This is a genomic window from Paenibacillus sp. FSL H7-0942 (assembly GCF_045040715.1).
GTDB classification, from domain to species: Bacteria; Bacillota; Bacilli; order Paenibacillales; family Paenibacillaceae; genus Paenibacillus; species Paenibacillus amylolyticus.
Window position 1 is genome coordinate 1,041,000 of the sequence record NZ_CP150279.1, and the last position, 19,855, is coordinate 1,060,854.

At 46.4% G+C, this 19,855-nt stretch carries 15 protein-coding genes and 2 riboswitches; of the genes, 12 read left to right on the forward strand and 3 right to left on the reverse strand.

Annotated features, from left to right (window positions below):
- Positions 1-190: 190 nt before the first annotated feature.
- The 3 genes from MHI48_RS04720 to MHI48_RS04730 form a co-directional block, all read right to left on the reverse strand.
- On the reverse strand, positions 191-1,264 hold the full coding sequence (locus MHI48_RS04720; protein WP_076329809.1) for an ABC transporter substrate-binding protein: 1,074 nt from the start codon (positions 1,262-1,264) through the stop codon (positions 191-193).
- Positions 1,265-1,426: 162 nt separating this feature from the next.
- Positions 1,427-2,257 (reverse strand): ABC transporter permease, encoded by an 831-nt coding sequence (locus tag MHI48_RS04725; RefSeq protein ID WP_076329808.1) that lies wholly within the window; start codon positions 2,255-2,257, stop codon positions 1,427-1,429.
- Positions 2,247-3,011, reverse strand: a complete 765-nt coding sequence (locus tag MHI48_RS04730; protein ID WP_076329807.1) for an ABC transporter ATP-binding protein — start codon at positions 3,009-3,011, stop codon at positions 2,247-2,249. Before MHI48_RS04730 ends, MHI48_RS04725 begins: the two co-directional genes overlap by 11 nt.
- A gap of 157 nt (positions 3,012-3,168) precedes the next feature.
- Positions 3,169-3,271: riboswitch (TPP riboswitch) on the reverse strand.
- A gap of 217 nt (positions 3,272-3,488) precedes the next feature.
- On the opposite strand from MHI48_RS04730, the gene MHI48_RS04735 reads away from it, so the two are divergent.
- The 12 genes from MHI48_RS04735 to MHI48_RS04790 all read left to right on the forward strand — a co-directional run bounded on the left by MHI48_RS04735 (position 3,489) and on the right by MHI48_RS04790 (position 19,834).
- Positions 3,489-4,364 carry a radical SAM/SPASM domain-containing protein gene (locus tag MHI48_RS04735; protein WP_076329806.1) on the forward strand — a complete coding sequence of 292 codons (876 nt, stop codon included), beginning with the start codon at positions 3,489-3,491 and terminating at the stop codon, positions 4,362-4,364.
- Between the two features lie 347 nt (positions 4,365-4,711).
- On the forward strand, positions 4,712-5,380 hold the full coding sequence (locus MHI48_RS04740) for a pectate lyase (protein ID WP_076329805.1): 669 nt from the start codon (positions 4,712-4,714) through the stop codon (positions 5,378-5,380).
- Positions 5,381-5,423: 43 nt separating this feature from the next.
- Positions 5,424-5,534: riboswitch (TPP riboswitch) on the forward strand.
- A 229-nt stretch (positions 5,535-5,763) separates the two neighbouring features.
- Positions 5,764-6,357, forward strand: a complete 594-nt coding sequence (locus tag MHI48_RS04745) for an ECF transporter S component (protein WP_076329823.1) — start codon at positions 5,764-5,766, stop codon at positions 6,355-6,357.
- Entirely contained in the window at positions 6,358-7,929 is a 1,572-nt protein-coding gene (locus MHI48_RS04750; RefSeq protein ID WP_405143197.1) for an ABC transporter ATP-binding protein, read from the forward strand.
- Positions 7,904-8,698: an energy-coupling factor transporter transmembrane component T family protein gene (locus MHI48_RS04755; protein ID WP_405143199.1), complete on the forward strand. Its 795-nt coding sequence runs from the start codon at positions 7,904-7,906 to the stop codon at positions 8,696-8,698. Before MHI48_RS04750 ends, MHI48_RS04755 begins: the two co-directional genes overlap by 26 nt.
- A 101-nt stretch (positions 8,699-8,799) precedes the next feature.
- Positions 8,800-11,103, forward strand: a complete 2,304-nt coding sequence (locus MHI48_RS04760; protein WP_405143201.1) for a PQQ-binding-like beta-propeller repeat protein — start codon at positions 8,800-8,802, stop codon at positions 11,101-11,103.
- Positions 11,104-11,234: 131 nt separating this feature from the next.
- Complete coding sequence (locus tag MHI48_RS04765; RefSeq protein WP_076329801.1) at positions 11,235-12,044, forward strand: methionine ABC transporter ATP-binding protein; 810 nt, start codon at positions 11,235-11,237, stop codon at positions 12,042-12,044.
- Positions 12,041-12,712 carry a methionine ABC transporter permease gene (locus MHI48_RS04770; protein ID WP_047841707.1) on the forward strand — a complete coding sequence of 224 codons (672 nt, stop codon included), beginning with the start codon at positions 12,041-12,043 and terminating at the stop codon, positions 12,710-12,712. The genes MHI48_RS04765 and MHI48_RS04770 overlap by 4 nt, the downstream gene beginning before the upstream one ends.
- Before the next feature lie 46 nt (positions 12,713-12,758).
- Positions 12,759-13,616 (forward strand): MetQ/NlpA family ABC transporter substrate-binding protein, encoded by an 858-nt coding sequence (locus tag MHI48_RS04775; protein ID WP_083677600.1) that lies wholly within the window; start codon positions 12,759-12,761, stop codon positions 13,614-13,616.
- A gap of 463 nt (positions 13,617-14,079) precedes the next feature.
- The gene (locus MHI48_RS04780) at positions 14,080-16,038 is read left to right on the forward strand and encodes a methyl-accepting chemotaxis protein (protein ID WP_076329822.1); all 1,959 of its coding nucleotides are present in this window, start codon (positions 14,080-14,082) and stop codon (positions 16,036-16,038) included.
- A 69-nt stretch (positions 16,039-16,107) separates the two neighbouring features.
- Positions 16,108-16,413, forward strand: a complete 306-nt coding sequence (locus MHI48_RS04785) for a PAS domain-containing protein (RefSeq protein ID WP_076329799.1) — start codon at positions 16,108-16,110, stop codon at positions 16,411-16,413.
- A 178-nt stretch (positions 16,414-16,591) separates the two neighbouring features.
- Entirely contained in the window at positions 16,592-19,834 is a 3,243-nt protein-coding gene (locus MHI48_RS04790) for a response regulator (RefSeq protein WP_076329798.1), read from the forward strand.
- The last annotated feature ends 21 nt before the right edge of the window (positions 19,835-19,855 follow it).

Here is a 19,855-nt window from a genome sequence, read left to right on the forward strand (position 1 = left end):
ACCCAATTGCACATCAAGCCACTTAGGATTGTTATAAATTCTGATCCTCCGATGCTTGCTTCAGGCCAATTCCATTTCGCAAAACTTCATGCATTCGATCCTACGTTTTGCTAACTTTGCTTTTAATCACATTGCTTTCATTCCCTTTATGTTCAATCACTTTTCCTTCATTCACGTTGCTCTCCTTTATTTACTCTCCTTGCAGAGTAATAAAAGCATCCTCGGCTTTCACCGATTCAGGAATCAAATCCTGTTCAACGAGCCATGCACGTACATTTTCCCACGATTCCATTTCCTGCCGACCAAATGGTTGGCCTTCTTCATTCATGAGTGGTAGCAGAATTTCCAGGCTTTTGGTTTCGATCTCCGGGTCAAGCGGAGACGTTTCATTCTCATGAGCGAGCAGAATATTCAAGGCTTCTTCTGGATGCTCCGTTACATATTTCTGTCCTTCCTGGACCGCTTTGACGAACCGGGTAAGTTGGTCTTTTTTTGCTTCAATGCCAGCTTCACTCGCAGTCAGGACCAATTCATAATAATCAGGCACGCCATAATCGGTGGGGTTAATTGATTTCATGGCATGTCCTTCTTTCTCCAAAATCAATTGTTCATGGTTAATAAAACCACCCATAATTGCATCCGCCTGTCCGGAAGCCAGCGAAGGAATCAGATCGAACCCAACGTCAACCAGATTCATGTTGTCGGGATTGCCACCATCGTGGCTGATCATCGTACGAACCATCGCTTCATACAGCGGAATCGAAGAATAACCGACAGTTTTTCCTTCAAGATCTTTGGGTGAATTCACGTTGCCATTTGCTTCGGTCAACAGATGCACAAGCGGGTGCCGAACAACAGCAGCAATGGAACGTACAGGAATGTTCTCGCCACGCGCGAGCAAGACTTGGGGCTGGTAGCTTAGGGCCAGATCAATTTTTCCGGCAGCAACAAGTTTGAGCGAATCATTGGTATCCGCAGGCATCTGAATTTCGACATCCAGACCTTGGTCTGCAAAGTATCCTTTTTCCTGAGCCACATAGATGAAGGAGTGTACTGCATTCGGGTACCAGTCGAGCATGATGGACAGTTTATCTTTGGCGTCTGATGCTGGTTCGGTTGCAGACTTGTCTGTTTGTTGTGCGTTGGTCTTAGAGTCTGTTGTTGGCGTATTTTTGCTGGTATTCGTGGTGCTGCATCCGCTAACGAACAGCAAAAGGCTAATGAGCATGATGGGAAGCAGGGAGTATATACCTTTGTTATTCATAAATGAAGTTCCTCATTTCATCGTTTTGATTTGTAGAAAATGGACAACAGCATGTTAATGACAATGTGACAATGAACTGATTGAAGATGCTGCTGAAATTGTGCATAAGGTATGTTCTGAAGATCGTAACTCCTGTATTTACATCTAATTTCTGTCTAAGTATTATCCAACCTTTCTTTTGCCTCCATGACGATGACGCCGTATGCTAAACCGGTTCTCCAGCCAGGTAATCAGTACAAACAAAACGATCCCAAGCAGGGATAACAGCAAAATGGCGGCAAACATCGCATCCGTGTTCATGTTGCTGGACATACGACGGCTGAAGTACCCTAGACCTTTGCTACCACCGAGCCATTCGCCAATCGTTGCCCCAACCACGCAGTACACCACAGACATCTTTAGCCCCGAGAAAAAAGAGGGAAGTGCCAGGGGAACCTGGAGTTTGCGAAAAATATCCCACTTGCTGGCGCCCATGGTGAGCAGCAGTTCACGCTGCTCTGGATCGCCTTGGCGGAGTCCATCGTAGGTACTGACCACAATGGGGAAGAATGCGATTAAAAATACCACTGCGACTTTGCTCCACAACGTGTAACCAAACCACAAGATAAATACGGGGGACAAGGCGATCAGCGGGATGGTCTGACTAATTACAATGAAGGGATATAGGGCCTTTTCAATCGATCCGTTCATATGCATGCCTGTTGCCAGCGTAATTCCAGTCACTATGGACAAGCCAAAACCAACAATAACCTCCATAAAGGTAGCAGGCAGATGGATGGTCAACAGCAGACGACGATGCTCAACCAGTGAGCCTGTGATGGCCGTGGGTGCAGGAATGATGAAGGAGGGCACCCATCCCATACGCACAATCACTTCCCAGATCGCCAGTAAAAAGAACATGAGCAGAATAAACAAACCATATTGGGAAAACCATTTCGAGAGCCACTTTGAACACCACGTCCAAACGCTAACCTCAGCTCTATCATTTTGCATGTAATTGTTCCTCCAGTTGTTGCCTCATCTGCACGAGAGCCGGTTTGTAGATCATGTCCGAATGCCTTGGGCGTGGTAAAGGAACCGTCATCTCCCGCAACTGCTGACCTTGCCCCCCTGGAGTTAACAGAATGATACGGTCACTTAACAGCAGGGCTTCCTCGATGTCATGGGTAATGAACAGCACGGTTTGTCCAAAGTCCTCCCACAGCTCCAGCAACCAGCGATGCATTTCTCGTTTGGTTAAGGCGTCGAGTGCACCGAAGGGTTCATCCAGCAACATGAGCTGCCCGCCTGTAAGCAAGGTACGCAGCAATGCCACCCGCTGCCGCATGCCGCCGGATAACTCATCTGGATAGGCCTGCTCATAACCGGACAAGCCGAACCTTGCCAATCCTGCGATGATATCGGCTCGTAGTTTGTCCTTGTCCTGTCGGCCTGGTGCAAGCTCGGCAGGTAGCATGCAGTTCTCCATGACGGTACGCCAGGATAACAGCAGATCTTTCTGCGGCATATAGGCGACTCGTCCGAGCCGTTGTCCTTGCGGGACATCAGCTATATCGATGGTGCCAACGGTTGGCTCATGCAAGCCTGCGAGCAGCTTGAAGAGTGTGCTTTTACCTGATCCGCTGGAGCCGATGAGCGAGACAAATTCTCCTTGTTGAACCTGAAGTGACACATTGACGAGCACAGGGGACTCTTTTTTTTCGGGAAAAGCAAAGCTTACGTTGTGAATGGTTACATGGTTATCCATCTGATCCTCACCCCCTTGATGTCAGACTACTGCAATAACAACGGCATCCTATACTCTGCAAAAGGAACAAAAAAGACCCACCCATTTCCGGAGAAATGAGTGGGTCTGTAAGTTAAATCCGCAATTTATCTTCACATACATGAAAAATTCCGCTTACTAAAAGGCCGCTCCACTTCCCTCCGCTGGTATGATCCAGATCAGGTTCAAAGGGTCCGAATAGTCATATTCGTCTCAGCCGCAAGGCTCCCCTAGTGCAAAAGTTCAAGATATGCAGTTGTGTGTTCAGCATATATCACTTGAACATGAACTGTAAAGAGGCAGCATGATGGAATTGTTGAGATGAACTTGGAGTCAGACCCGAACAACTGAACAATTTACCTAGGCTCCCTAACCCGATATAATAGTGGTGGCGCATATTGGCCGGATCACAAATGCAGGCGGGATTGTTCTCCCTCCGAAGCAGAATGGGGACCCGAGTTGAAAACGTTCAAAAAAGTATATATTGAGATCACGAGTATCTGCAATCTGGCATGCAGCTTCTGTCCGCAGACACAGCGTGCCAAAGGATTCATTGACCCTGAAGTCTTCAACAATATACTGGATCAAGTTAAACCACACACCAATCATATTTATCTACATGTCAAAGGCGAACCCTTGTTGCATCCCAAAATAGATCTGTTGCTCGATTCCGCACATGAGAAGGGACTCAAGGTGAACATTACAACGAATGGTACACTGCTGCCCAAGACTCAGCATAAATTGCTTGGCAAACCAGCGCTGCGGCAGATGAATTTCTCCCTGCACAGTTTCGATGGGCATGAAGGTTCAACAGACCGTGACGGATACCTGCGTCATATTTTGTCCTTTGTACACGAGGCCGTTAAGCACAATGTCATCATCTCATTTCGGTTGTGGAATCTGACACAGGATAACTTCACAAATGCTCAGATGAATCGAAATCGGGAGACCCTTGAAGTATTGGAACGTGAGTTCAATCTGGATTTCCGCATTGAGGAAAAAGTAGTTCCAGGTAGCGGGGTCAAAATTGCCCCGAATGTATACCTGAATCAGGACCATGAGTTCCAGTGGCCAAGTCTGGATGCACCTGAAGATGACGGTAAAGGATTTTGCCATGCACTTCGCGGTCAGGCAGCTGTGCTTGTAGATGGAACGGTGGTTCCATGCTGTCTCGATGGCGAGGGTGTGATTAACCTGGGTAATGTGCACGAGAAGTCATTCTCGGAGATTATTGAGGGTGAGCGAGCGAACAATCTGGTATATGGCTTCTCCAAGCGGGAAGCTGTGGAAGAGTTGTGTCGAAAGTGCGGTTATCGTAAGAGATTCGGAGCCTGATATTTTATAACAGCAAGCCAGAAGACATTCAAGATCACACATTTGGAGACAAATGTAGTGGTCTTTCTTTGTTATTGGGGATTAAGTGAGGGGTACCAACGTTACAAATGAGCATACCAGAGGTTGATATGAGCATATTGCTTGAGAGACCTAGCATGCAAAAAATGCCGATATGACAGGGATTGTACGATGTCATGATATATCTGATCTAATGATTATTCTAGTTACCTTCCTTATTTGGTAGGATTAGGTTGTGGTTCGGACAGAGGTGCACCTCTGGCGAACTTCCAGTACAAGCCCAGACTGTACACTACCAAAAAACGAGAGAATAAGGGAGGAATAAAGTTATGAAAAAAATGTTGACGTTGTTACTGTCCGCTGGTTTGGTTGCTTCTATATTTGGTGCAGTTCCGGTTGCGGCTGCGCCTACGGTTGTAAATTCAACCATTGTGGTACCAAAGGGCACGACCTATGACGGCCAAGGTAAAACATTTGTAGCCAATCCTTCCACACTGGGCGACGGATCTCAAGCAGAAAATCAGAAGCCAGTCTTCCGTCTGGAGGCAGGGGCCACGCTCAAAAACGTAAACATTGGATCACCAGCTGCTGATGGTGTTCACTGTTATGGCAACTGTAATATATCGAATGTGGTCTGGCAGGACGTGGGCGAGGATGCACTGACATTGAAGTCTGCGGGAACGGTTAACATTACCGGTGGGGCAGCGTATAAGGCTTATGATAAAGTGTTCCAGATGAATGCAGCTGGAACAATTAACATCAAAAATTTCCGTGCAGATGATATTGGCAAACTGGTTCGCCAAAATGGTGGAACTTCCTTCGCAGTTAACATGACGCTGGATAACTCCAACATTTCCAATGTAAAAGATTCGATTATGCGTACAGACAGCAGCACATCACAGGGGAAAATTACGAATACCCGTTATTCCAAAGTACCAACGTTGTTCAAGGGGTTTGCTTCAGGGAAAACGAGCCAGTCTGGGAACACGCAATATTAAAGGATTGCCACAAATACCCATTTGATGTACATTAGAAGCAATGAAATAAGTGAACCGGGAGCTCAATGAAGTTGGGCTGAGAGAGTGGCCTTGTGCCGCTGACCGTACATCTGATCTGGGTAATGCCAGCGTAGAGAACATGGATTTGCGATATGTAAGGGTGAATTGTGGGAATGAACGTGGATGAACAACAGACCTCTTTGAACTGTGGTGGTGTATCTGCCATGACGGAGGGGGGCTGGTTGATATTCCGTATTTTCGACATCCATCCAATACATCATTGTGAGGATTGTACACTGTACGTAAGGCCTGCCCGGAACCGGGGAGGCTTTTTCGTTTATTTTGATAACCCCCACAGGGAACAAAGGAAGGACGTAGAGAATATGGAAACAACAGCAGGCAACAAGCGATTAAAACTAACGGATATTCTGGTAACCATCGTGATCGCAGTAGTGTTTGGGGTGATTTACAAGATATGGGGACCTACATATGACTTGATGAAACCATTTGGCGTTCATGCGGAGCAGATGATCTACGGCATGTGGTTTATGGCGGGCACGTTTGCTTTTGTTATCATTCGTAAACCAGGCGTGGCTATTCTTGCCGAAGTTGCGGCTTCAACGGTAAGTGCTTTTCTGGGTAGTGAATGGGGCATGTCCACACTTGTATACGGTCTGTTGCAAGGATTGGGAGCCGAGATATTCTTCGCCGCATTTTTGTATCGCAAAACCAATCTGTTTGTCACCTGTCTTGCAGCCATAGGAGCCGCAGCGGCTTCGCTTTTGCTGGATTACCAGTACGGGTATATTGATTCACTCTCGGCCTGGAACTACACGTTATTTATCGGATTCCGCTTCATCGGAAGCATCTTGATTGCTGGAGTGTTCGCTTATTATCTCGCCAAAGCATTGGAACTGACTGGTGTAACGCGTTCGCTCAGACCGGTATCCAAACAAGATTATGAGGCGCTGGATTAGATGAACGGGGAAGAGAATTCGCAAGCGGTAAGGGTGACTAATCTAAGATGCAAGTTCCCGGGAGAGAAAGCCTTGGTATTTCAAGGCTTGTCTCTTTCTGTGCGTCAAGGGGAGAAAGTGCTGTTGCTTGGCCCGAGTGGCTCCGGTAAATCGACCTTATTGCAAATTTTGAGCGGTCTGATACCACGTTCGGTTGAGATTCCGATGAAATGTGATGATATTCAGGTTCCCGCCCAAGCAGGAGTAGTCTTTCAAGATCCGGATACCCAGTTCTGTATGTCCTTTACGGATGAAGAGATCGCATTTGTTCTGGAAAACCGAAATATTCCGTGTGAAGAGATGCCTGCTCTGATTGAATATTATCTGAAACAAGTGGGGTTATCCTTTGAACAGAATCGTGTATTGATCCAGTCCATGTCTCAGGGGATGAAGCAGCGTCTTGCGATTGCTTCGATGCTTGCCATGGACCCGGAGGTATTGTTTTTGGATGAACCCACTGCACTGCTGGATGATGTGGGGACTTCCCAGGTGTGGGATACCGTCAAACGAATCGCCAGTGACAAAACGATCATCATCGTTGAACACAAAATAAACGAGATTGTGGATATGGTCGACCGCATCATTGTGTTATCACCTGAAGGAAAGATTGTGGCGGATGGGCCAGCACAGCAGGTATTTACTCATGAACGGGAAAAGCTGAAGGCTTATGGAATCTGGTATCCGGGTGTGTGGGATGAGCACGAGCAGGCAGCTAAGCAAGAAGAGGGAAGTGCTTCTGGAGAGCTTCAAGTGTGTGTGGATCAGGGCATCTCAAGTTTGGAAGCACAGGGATCGTCTGGCTTATCCGATACACCGGGTATATCCCCCATATCTCACGACTCATCCTTTTCGCCTGTATCTCCCGCCTATCTGCCTGCACTGGACTTGCAGCAGTTCACCGGATGGCGTGGGAAAACACCTTTCATTCAGGTGGAGCAGGCCAAGGTATGGCATGGAGACTGGATTGGTATTGTCGGAGCTAATGGAGCTGGCAAGAGTTCATTGTTGTTATCTCTGATGAATATCCTGAAAACAACAGGTCATTATGAGTTGGACGGTCAGCCTTCTGGCAAAACAGAGCAGCTTGCAGATCGAATTGCGTTTGTATTTCAGAACCCGGAGTTTCAATTTGTGACCAACACCGTCGCGGAAGAAGTGGAATTCTCATTGCTGGGGGGCAGGCTTTCAACGGAAGAAAGACTTGTCAGGACTGATCATATGTTGAATCAATTTGGACTAATCGACCTGTCCGAGCGCCATCCCTACCAATTATCGATGGGGCAGAAACGACGCTTGAGCGTTGCCTCTGCACTGGTGAGAGAGCAGCGAATATTGCTGTTGGATGAACCTACTTTTGGACAGGATGCACGCAATACGTTTGCCATGTTAGCACAGCTGGAGCAATTGCGGAGAGAGGGAACAGCTATTGTTATGGTTACCCATGATCGTGAAATTGTAAAAAGATATTGCACCCGAATCTGGACGGTAGATGAGGGGAGGTTATCTGATGCAACTGTCGTTTCCTCACCGTGAAACCTGGCTTCATAACGTCAATCCGGGATTAAAGATGATCATTCTGACGATGATGTTTGTCATCGTTATCCTCATTCACAATCTGAATGTAATGACCAACGTTGCGTTGGCGATGATGCTGTTACTGTGCTGGACAGGTCATCCGTGGTATAGATTGATGCTGTACGCATCACCATTCATTCTGGTGTTTATCTCCACGTCTACAGGTATGATGATGTTTGGTAAGGGCGAGACCACATGGTATAAGTGGGGACTGATCCACATAACCGAAGAGAGTTTCTATCGCGGTCTACACTTGGGTTTTCGCTCGTTGAGCATGGCAGCGGCAGGGTTACTCTTTGGTCTTACGACCAAGCCTGTGAGACTGTTTTATTCCCTGATGCAGCAGTGGCGGCTTCCCGCAAAATATGCCTATAGCTTTCTGGCCGCGATGCGCATGATCCCCATTTTGCTGGATGAATTCCAGACGCTCCGTTATGCGATTCGTATTCGTGGAACACAGCAACGCGGCTCTCGCTGGAATGTGTATGGTACACTCAAGCGTTACGCTATTCCGCTGCTGGCACAGAGTATTCGCCGTGCACAGCGAATGGCGGTAGCGATGGAAGCGAAAGGGTTCACAGATGGCGCGAGCCGAACGTATTACATTCAGATTGGCTATTCGCGAGCTGATCTGTGGTTTGTATTTTATTATATGCTCACCTTAACGGCTGCTTATTACATCGGGGTTACCTTTCCTTATCATGCTACGATGGTGGATGTAAGGTAATACGGGCAGATAGATAGAAATATATTGAGGTAAACGGTAACCTTTTCCTTTTTACTGCGTCTCTATTGGAAATAACTTCTAATGAATGGGGATGAACGAGAGTGAAGACGGGTCCTGACTGGCAGAGAACGGGGTACAAATGGATTACCATGACTGGATTATCAGCTGTGCTGTTGACGGGCTGGATGCTGCTGGATTCCAAAATGGTCGCCCTTGAAGGACAAGCTTCGGCTACAACGCCACAAGCATTGGGGGCAAGTTCCCAAGTCTTAACTGCAAAGTTAGCTTACAAACAAGGAGACACCGTTACGCTTATTAATGACATCCCTCTGTTCAAAAACAGAAGGGACGGCAGTGTGGCTGCTGACCAGATGGGGATTGAATACTATACAACAAAAAACGAAAAGTATACGTTGGCCTCGGTTCGAGGCGAGTGGGTGCAGCTTAAGTCAACCGATCATGGAAACTTTTGGTTGCCAAGTTGGTATGCACTGAAGGAGAGCAGAAGCATGACGGAAACAGCTCCCCAAAGCATCACACTCCAATCAGGCAGCAAGCTGTATCTGGCCCCAGATAGTTCTACAACCTGGTCTTTTGAGAAAGCGCTAACAGATAAGGCTGTTATTGTTGCAAAGTGGAAAGGCTGGTATGGGGTATCCATTGCCCCACGAGTCTGGAATAAAGAATCCTTCACGTATCGGCCAGGACTCTTCTGGATCAAGGCACAGGCTATAGAACAGAGGATGAATGTGGCTGATGGCTGGTTCCAACAGGATGCATCGCTGCCAACTTCGGTTATACGCCATCTGACAGATATTAAGCTGAACAAGGCAACCACCTCCAAACAAGTGGCTGGGTGGTTAGGCGAGCCGGAGTGGAAAGAGAGTTCAAGCAATCTAAATTTCACGGGTTATGCAATGAGTATTGGACAGACCTGGAGATATGAGCGGCAAGATGCGCAATTTCTGGTCACATTCAACAAGAATGGCAGACTGGTCAGAACACGCTGGAATTTAGCACAGGATAATCGAAATGCTGTCGTTTCCGATTGGAACATAAGTCGGGCGGATGAATATGGGTTCACAACAAAAATCTATGGCACAACACTGCCAACGACAATCCCTTGGAAACCGGTATGGACCAACCAGGGGGATATTAACTACACTTTTTTACAAGCAGCCACGGATGATGTGCTCCTGATGAAAGGGGATGACGGTGGATTCAGCGGGGATTACTACGAAGGTTCCATATATGTCCTTGACCGACATTCCGGCCAGCAATTATGGGAGATCAACGGGGGTTTTGGAAGACAGCAGGCAGAGATGGATGCAGAGCGCAAATACGTTACAATCTACACCGATTATGACCCTGATAAGAAAAAATACGTGGATCGTATTCGTCATCTGAACTTGAAGAACGGAAAGGTCACGTGGACGTACACTCCTAAGCAAAATTTTAGACTAAATGGCATCACCGCTGCGAAGAACGTTGTGGTTGTGGATAACCCGGTTGTTGAGAGTTCAAGCAACAGTTGGTTAATGGTTCTGGACAGTGCAAACGGAAAAACATTGTGGACGCGAAAACTGGCTACGGGTTATGAATTATTGAATAAGAGTGCAGATGACCCCTATGTGTTGTATTGGGAAAAGAATAAGCTGGTTGCAGTCGATCCGCAATCAGGGCGAACCGTATGGAGCTTAAAGGGCAAACGATCCACCATAGAACAATTTTGGAATGATCCATATACTGGTGGAATTGAACGTCTTGATCCCTTTGCAACCACGAATGCTGAAAGATGGCTATCACTAGATAATCAGTGGCTTCTGCTTGATCTGAACACGGGGAAAAAGCTTGCCCAATTCCCTGCTCGGGTAGGACAGAGATTTGAGGAGCTGAATGATGGCATGTTGTTGATCCGTGAGAATAAAAACGGCGATCATTACGGAGAATATGCAGATTTTACAACTACCCTGTATGATGCCAAGACAGGCAAAACACGCTGGACGCTCAAGGGCAAGATTGAACGAGGACTGGTGGAAGAGGATCAGTTGTATGTGATTAAGAACGGTTATCCAGCGGCTTTGGATTATAAAACGGGGGAGACGCGCTGGGATACCAAAGATACGATTGCAACACTAAGGCATCCGACGAATCAGGGAAGTTATCTGGTCATTGATGATCAGTTGCTGTTGCCCATGGACGAGAATTTGCTCGTAATGAACAAAAAGAATGGAGCACTGTTAGGTCGTGTACATGACGTTGTGATGGGAAACCCGGAGCACCGGGACCGGGATGCGAAGAATGGAATGATTAACCGGATCGGTAATGAAGTGTATGTGGGTTCGTCCAACGGACGTTTTCGTGTATATGAAGCCAGCCGCCTGCAGGAGGCAATCTCACCTTAAAAGCTTGTCTCGTAAGAGATGTTGATTTATTATAAATGAACAGGCTTGCTCGCGCTCCGGTTATCGGCTGTGCGGGCTTTCTTCATGTGTTCTTGAAGAACCATGCATGATCATTCACGGGAGGACTCTCCATGATCTCATTATATGGTGTAAGCAAACGTTATAACGAGCGCGGTTCCCGTGCAGATCAGGGATTCGAAGCATTAAGCTCGGTGTCCCTCGAAGTGGGACAAGGAGAAATTCATGGCATCATCGGATCAAGTGGTGCAGGCAAATCCACGCTTCTGCGGATGCTCAACGGATTGGAAAAGCCGGATGATGGTGAGGTTGTTGTGAATGGGCAGCACCTGACCCAGATGAATGAACAGAGTCTGCGTCAGGCACGAAGATCCATTGGCATGATCTTTCAACACTTCAATCTTGTCAGTAACCGAACGGTGAGTGGCAATGTCTGCATGCCATTGGAGCTTGCGGGTATGCCCCGTGCGCAGCGAGTTGAACGTGGACTTGAGGTGCTGCGGTTTGTTGGACTGGAAGACAAGGCAGATCAATATCCTGCTCAGCTCAGCGGAGGACAGAAGCAGCGTGTGGCGATTGCACGAGCGCTGGCCAGTCGTCCGGATGTGCTGCTCTGTGATGAACCGACCTCTTCGCTGGATCCACAGACCACGAACGGTATCCTGGATGTGCTGCGTCATATCAATGAAACGCTGGGCGTGACCATTGTTGTAGTGACGCATGAGATGGAAGTGGCTCGCAGACTATGTCACAGGATATCCGTCATGAAGGATGGGCGACTCGTTCGTACGTTGTCTAAAGCGGAAGTGAGCAGTATCCCTGCTCCGCAGCCTGATCTGTTGACCTCCTTGCTTGCGGGTGACGATTACGGGATGACAGGTTCGTCTCTGTTCCGTCAGGCAGAACAGGAGGACAAGTCATGAGGTTACCTGAGTCTGTGCTGAAATATCAGCATGAGATATGGCAGGCGATCGGAGAGACTTTTGTTATGGTGGGCATCTCCATTGCGGCAGCTGTTCTGATCGGGTTACCTCTGGGTACACTGCTGTACTTATTCCGGAGAGGACAACGGTATCAGAATCAAACGCTGTCCTTTGTACTCGGCAGTGTCGTTAACATCGTTCGTTCGTTTCCGTTCTTACTGCTGGTTGTATTCATGATTCCATTCACACGGATTGTTGTGGGAACGTCCATAGGTACGCTGGCGGCAACCGTGCCACTCTCGGTTATTGCCATTGCCTACTACGCCAGACTGGTGGAACAAGCGTTGCTGGATGTACCGAGGGGAGTGGTTGAAGCTGCTGCTTCCATGGGAGCATCGACGATGCAACTTGTGGTGAAATTCTTGTACGTGGAGGCACGATCTGGTCTTGTACTGGGACTCACAACAGCTACGATTAGCTTCATCTCCTACTCGACGGTGATGGGCATTGTAGGTGGCGGCGGGGTTGGTGATTTTGCCATTCGCTACGGTTATCAGCGCTTCGAAACGGAGATTATGGTATTTACGATCATCATTATGATTATCCTGGTACAGATGATCCAATTCACAGGTAGCAGACTGTCCCACTGGCTGGATCGCAGATCCTGAACGGTTGGACCGTGCATTATTACGAATAACCAATACAGATTATACGATGAGGGGTAAACATGAAATGAAAGTAAAAATGATGCTTATGTTGCTTGCAGTAATGCTGGTTGTAGCTGCTTGTGGCAAAAAAGAAGAAACACCTGCGGCTGAAGGAACAAAGGAAGACACACAGGCTGCACAAGAAGTTACGCTAAAAGTAGCCACGTTGATTCCGCCGATGACAGATGTGCTGGATATTGTTAAACCGCTTTTGAAGGAAGATGGCGTCAACCTGGAAGTTGTTGTGTTGTCAGATAACGTTCAACCAAATACGGCACTTGCGAATAAGGAAGTGGATGCAAACTTCTTCCAACACGTGCCTTACATGACCCAGTATAATGAAGCGAACAATGCCAATCTGGTGGCTGTACAGCCTATCTATAATGCCATCTATGGCGGCTACTCCAAAAAGTACAAAACGATTGAGGAATTGCCAGAAGGTGCAACGATTGCAATTGCAAACGATCCTTCCAACATTGGTCGCTCTCTTGTGATGCTGGAGCAGAACGGGTTGATTAAGCTGAAAGAGGGCGCAGGTTTTAACGCGACACAGGCAGACATCACCGAGAATACAAAGAACTTCAAGTTTGAGGAAGTGGATTTGTTGATGCTGGCTCGCATGATGGATGATGCTGATCTGGTAGCCATGACACCGGCATATGCCAGTCCGCTCGGTCTTACACCGAAAAAGGATGCACTGTTAACCGAGAAGGATGATTCCCATTTTGCAATCACCATGGTTGCTCGTGAGGATAATAAGGACTCCGAAGCGATCCAGAAGCTGGCCAAACGCATGGCGGGTCCAGAGGTCAAAGCCTTCTTCGAAGAGGAATATGCAGATATCGCGATCCCGGCATTTAAATAGAGAATACGTTGGTCCAATGTAAATAACCTGTAGATCTGAGCGATAACGCTTGGATCTTTTTTTTGTCGTCCGCGTGCTTATTAACAAGTATTTAGAAAGTTAACAATTTGGTCATATCCCCGGAACACTTTATTTAATAGTTTTTTCGTATAATTTGTTTGAAAATAGTTCTTTTGGATTATAAATTAAGAGATTTGTTCGAGTTTTTTAGTGTAAAAAGTGTTTTTCACAAGAAGTGAGACCTAGTTTTTTGAAAAGATGGTTTACAATCTATGAGAGCTATACAAGAGCTATATAAGTTGTATGAATCATTCAGCAATTGGCAGGTTGTTCTGTCATCGGAGTGGCAAGTGTAAATAATCACTAGTTCAACTTATAAGTAGATCAAGTAAAACTAAAATTTATCTGGAAGAGGTAGAGAAATTTGTCCCGAAAAAATAGCAAATCGACCTGGTTCAACAAGATGCATAAGAACTTTAAGACCAAGCTGGTGGTGTCCTTTATTGCTTTCCTGGCCATTCCTTCGTTCAGTATTGGAGTTTTATCGTATAACAGTGCAAAAGATGAAGTGGAGAAGCAAATTTTACATAGTGCGATGGAAAATGTGAACCTTGCCAGTGCAACGATAGATCTTTCAGTCAATGCCAAGCGGAATCACATTGAATATTATGCGAATACACTTGCAGAGCAATTACGACAAGAAGATGCCGAGGTTCGGGTTGTGAACGAATTGAAGGGGTATGCCGCACAGAACAAAGATATCATCACCATAGGTGTAGGCACAGAGGCAGGTGTGTATCTGATGTCCTCTGATGCGGAGATGCCTGAAGATTACGATCCGCGAACAAGACCATGGTACACAGAAGCGATGGGTACTCCACAGCAAGTCATTGTTACAGACCCTTATGTTTCTGCAGAGACAAAAGAGATTACCATTACGATTGCGAAGGCACTGGAAGACCAATCTGGTGTGGTCCAACTGGATCTCAATCTGGCGGACATTAGTCAATTGGTTAGCGGAATTAAAGTAGGAGAAAAGGGACATCTGATTCTGCTGGATGCCAGCGAAAAGTATATCTATCATCCGACGATGCAACCTGGAACAGATGCAACAGAAGACTTTTGGACACAAGTGTATACGAATGAGTCCGGTAACTTCAACTATACCTATGATCAGGTTGATAAGGTCATGTATTACGCCACGAATGCATCCACGGGATGGAAGGTTGCAGGTACCATGTTTTCTTCTGAAGTAGAGGATGCCGCTGCGCCTATTCTGAATCGAACGATTATGGTGATCGTTTCCTGTCTTGTCATCGGAATTTTGATCATCTGGCTCGTTATGCGATCGATTGTTAAACCGATTCGTCAATTGAAGGATCAGGCGATTCAGGTGAGCGAAGGGGATCTAACCCAGACCATTACAAGCACAAGTAATGATGAAATAGGTGAACTGAGTGAGGCTTTTGGCAAAATGCAGAGCAATCTGCGTGTGTTGATTCAAAATGTGGAGAACAGCGCCAGTCAGGTAGTCATCTCATCGGATGAAATGACTCAGAGTGCGGAATCAACCAGTGCAGCCAGTGAGCAGGTAGCGCGAGCCATTCAGGAAATTGCGAGTGGTGCGGAGAAACAAACCGAAGGTATTGAACATAACCATCAGGCCATGAATGAAATTACGATTGGTATTACAAGAATCGCCGAACGTTCCATACATGTCGCTGATTTGGCGAAACATACAACCGTACAAGCAGAAGAAGGCGGCAACACCGTCAAACAGACGGTGAGTCAGATGCAATCGATTCAAGAGACGGTAGAACAGACAAACCAATTGATTCAGGCGTTATATGAACGATCACACCAAATTTCAGCGATTACGGAGTTAATCGGAAATATAGCCAAACAGACAAACCTGCTCGCGCTGAACGCATCCATTGAAGCTGCTCGTGCAGGTACACATGGCAATGGATTCGCCGTTGTAGCAGCAGAGGTTCGCAAGTTGGCAGAGCAATCCGGGCAGTCCGTCAATGAAATCACCGTGCTGACTACGGCGGTACAGGAAGATATGGCTGCTTCCGTTCGCATGATGGAGAAGGTGACTTCAGAGGTTGGAGAGGGCATGGACATCTCTACAGAAGCGATTCGGAAGTTTGAACGTATTCTGGATAGCATGCGGGAAACGACACCTCAGATTGAAGAGATTGCTGCCACATCGCAAGAGATCACAGCAGGTGTGCAGGAAGTATCTGCTGTATCCAATGAGTTGGCAGGCATTGCGTCAGGCAACGCCGCAACTTCCGAAGAAGTGGCCGCTTCCTCAGAGGAGCAATTGGCAGCGATGGAGCAGATTTCTTCCTCGGCTCGTGGCTTGTCTACCCTGGCTGAAGAGCTGCAGCGCCTGATTAGACAGTTTAAGTATTAAACGGGATCGTAGAAGAGAGTATCACAGGGACAGCATCACATCATGTTTCATTAGAGGGAGTGGACAACCATGCAACTGGAACTCAAAGCCTTCTTACTGCTAACGGATGCGGTCATGATTACAGATGAGGAGGGTGTGATTCTGGATGTGAATTCCGTTTATGTAACCAAAACAGGATTCTCACGGGAGAGCACCATAGGTCAGCCTGCCCGATTGCTAATGGATACCCAATGGAGAGGAAATCAGACCTGGTCCGGCGTAGCCAAACTGATGAAGGCTGATCAGGAAGTGTGGGAAGCCCAAATTACGATTACATCGGTTCATTTGGATGATTCTCTTTTTTATATCAGCATATTTAATGATGAATTTTCATGAAAAAAAACGTTGTTTGGTGATAAGGGGATGTTAGCTGAAAGCAGTAATTATTTTCAAAAAAATGGTCAATATCGTCAATTGAATAAGGGAGCACGGCATACTATGATTTGTGTACTGAGGAACTGCGACCATGAATCTGACAACATTCATTGAATGCATGAAATCCTGAAGTCGTAATGTGGACGGTGACCATTTGCTACGCGATCTTGTATTAAATTTCACGCTAATTTTGATCTTTGTTTTCCTGATTCATCACTATCTGAACCATACAAATGCTACCCGTTCAACATCCATCACGACTCGAATCATTATTGGTATTACGCTGAGCATGTTGGGCACGGCGCTCTATTATTTCTCTATTGTGCTTGAGGATGGTACATTGTTGAATTTCCGGGGCAGTGTGTATCTGCTTGCTGCTTATTTTGGTGGGAGTGGCTCTGCTTTCGTTACTTTTGCATTCATGTGGATGTTTCGGATTAATATGGGGCGTAATCCCTTGTTGGAGAACTGGCAGTATGCGTTGACAGAGTTGTTATTTGTTGTAGCCATATGTCTGATCTTTAAGTATATCAGGGGATTTATACAGAAGTGGTTGTCCGGAGCGTTGCTGCTGATTACTGTGTATGAGTTTTCTGCACTAAAGACCAATTCCCCTTCTCTGCTAATGATGGGGCAGATTCTCTTTTTTCAATGTATCTGCCTGCTGTTCGTTATATTATTCCTGTATTATCTGAACCAAAATCATCGATATAGGAGATTGGTCATTCAGAGGGATCAGGAAATGCTGGAGATGCTTCGTATGCAGCCGGGTTTTACTTTTAAAATCCGAAAACAGAACGGAAAATTCGAGTATCTTGTGCTTGAGGGAGAGATGCTCTCCCGACTGGGCTTGGATATGAGTAGTCTGAAGCAAGATTACAAACTGGGCACATTGGATATTTTACCTCAGGAAAAGGTAGAATTTCTGCGAAAGCAGTTTAACCGGGCATGGGAAGGGGAATCTTTTTTTTACGAGATTGAGCATGGAGGTTACTATTCGCTGGTGAACGTTCGCCCTCTGCGAGAAGAGGGTGTGGTGAAATATGTCGTGGGATATGGACTTGATATTACGGAACACAGAGCGGTTAAACGAAGGATTCAAGAAAGTGAAGAGCGATATCGAACACTTGAGCGAGTGTCGGCAGACTGGTTTGTCGGTTTGGATAACAACAGATGTATTGTTTCAGTGAATCAGAAATTTCTCGATGTTCTCGGTCTCGGCAGGCAGGATGTGATTGGGCGTCAGCTTGAAGAATTGTTGTTCATTGAGCAGCTGGAAAACTGGTTGTTCGTTTTCCAAAAAGCCTTACATCACAATATAGCACTGGATACGGAACTGAGTTTCATTGTTGGAGAAGGTCGTGAGCAGCATGTTCGGGTTCACCTATCCCCTGTTAAAGTATTAAACTCGAGTGAGAAAATCAAGGCAGTCATTCAAGACATTTCGGATCACTATAGACGTGTTAAGGCTGACAAAGCAAGCCAGGCGAAGAGTGAGTTTCTCGCATTCATGAGCCACGAGATTCGTACCCCACTGAGCGGTATTATCAACTTTTCGTTGTTGCTTCAACGGACAGATCTATCTCCACAACAAAAGGATTATTTGAGTAAAATCAATTCGTCCTCCCAAACCTTGCTTGCCCTCGTAAATGATATTCTTGATTTTTCGAAAATTGAGGCAGGCAAGCTGATGTTGGAGAAGGTCTCTTTTTCACCAGAGGATGTGATCAAACGTGTGGCAGATCAGATCGGTGTGGCCATCGGGCACAAAGATATCGAAGTGATCTTTACAACCGATCCTGATCTGCCATTAACGGTGATTGGTGATCCGTTCCGACTTGAACAGGTGTTATTGAATCTGCTCAGTAATGCGATTAAATTTACGGAGCATGGATATGTAACGTTGCAGGTAGAGGTTCTTTCATTGGAGGCGGAGCGAGTTCATGTCCGTTTTGAGGTACAGGACACGGGAATCGGAATGTCACCCGAACAATTGGAACGGCTCTTTGTCCCGTTTACTCAAGCGGAACCCTCGACGTATCGAACATATGGTGGCTCTGGTCTTGGGCTGGTCATCTGTTACCTTCTGGTCACCTCTTTGGGAGGAAGCTTGCGGGTGGATAGTGTGCTGGGAGAGTACAGTCTGTTTTCATTCGACTTGATATTTGAACTTGCAGATTCGGAAGAAGAAGAGAGTTTCTCCCTGCAGACACACCCTCTCTTATATGGTGCGAATGATGTGGTTATCATTGAAGATGATGAGCGGATGGGGGCAAATTTGAAGCAGCTGCTCTATTCATTCGGGATGAATCCGACGCTGTATACTTCCTTGAACCAGATGATGGAAAGTGATTGGTATGTCCATCATGTAGATGGGGCAAGTTCGATGTTGATCATGTTGAATATGGATGCAGAGGAGACCGTCAACGGATCGTCATGGGATAGTTTCATGAAGCGAATGAATCAAACCAAATTTCAAATGGTGGGTTATACCCATGCTTTTAGTGAAAATGCCCTGTGGAGTGAGGAGAGATCCTTTCGCCCGGATCTCATGATGATCAAACCGATTACACGTCTGGGATTGTTCGAAGTATTACTTGCACTTCAGGGTGAAGGGCCATTGGAGAAAAAGCGGATGATAGAAGGTGATGAATCCTACTTGCTTAAATCCAAAGGGCACATTCTGATCGCTGAAGATCATGAAATCAATCAACTGGTCATTCGGGCCATGCTGGAACATACCGGATTCAAGGTGACACTGGCAGACAGTGGCACAGAGGTTTTAAAGAAATTGGACGAACAAACATGGGAACTGATTCTGATGGATCTCTATATGCCAGCTATGAACGGAATTGATGCAGCGCGACACATTCGGAAGATGAGGAAATATGATCGTACACCCATTATTGCGCTTACAGCGAATAGTTTAAAAAGCGACCATGAATTATATCTTGAAGCAGGCATGAATGCCATACTGACTAAGCCCATACATGAACAGCAGCTCGCAGACATTTTGGAAATATGGATTGATCTAAAAGGCATAAGGGAAATCAATGGAATTGATGCAGATAAGGCGATCAGACAGATGGACGGCAAGCCGCATATTCTGCAATATGCGCTCACGAAATTCAGAATGGGGTATAGCTCGTTTCAAAAAAAACTGGCGATTCAACATCAGCAACAACAGATTGCTGATGTAATTCGTAGTGTTCATTCTCTTCGAGGCGTAGCTGCGAATCTGCATGCAGTGGACCTGATGTGTGCAGTTCTCCAATTGGAATCGCTCTTGTTCCGTCCGTTGTTCAAAGAAGAGGAACTGCGTTTGGTATTGGAGAAGGTACAACAGGAAATTGATAAAATTACCGAGTCCCTGCCATGGTGATCGGAATGAAGCTGTGTTGTT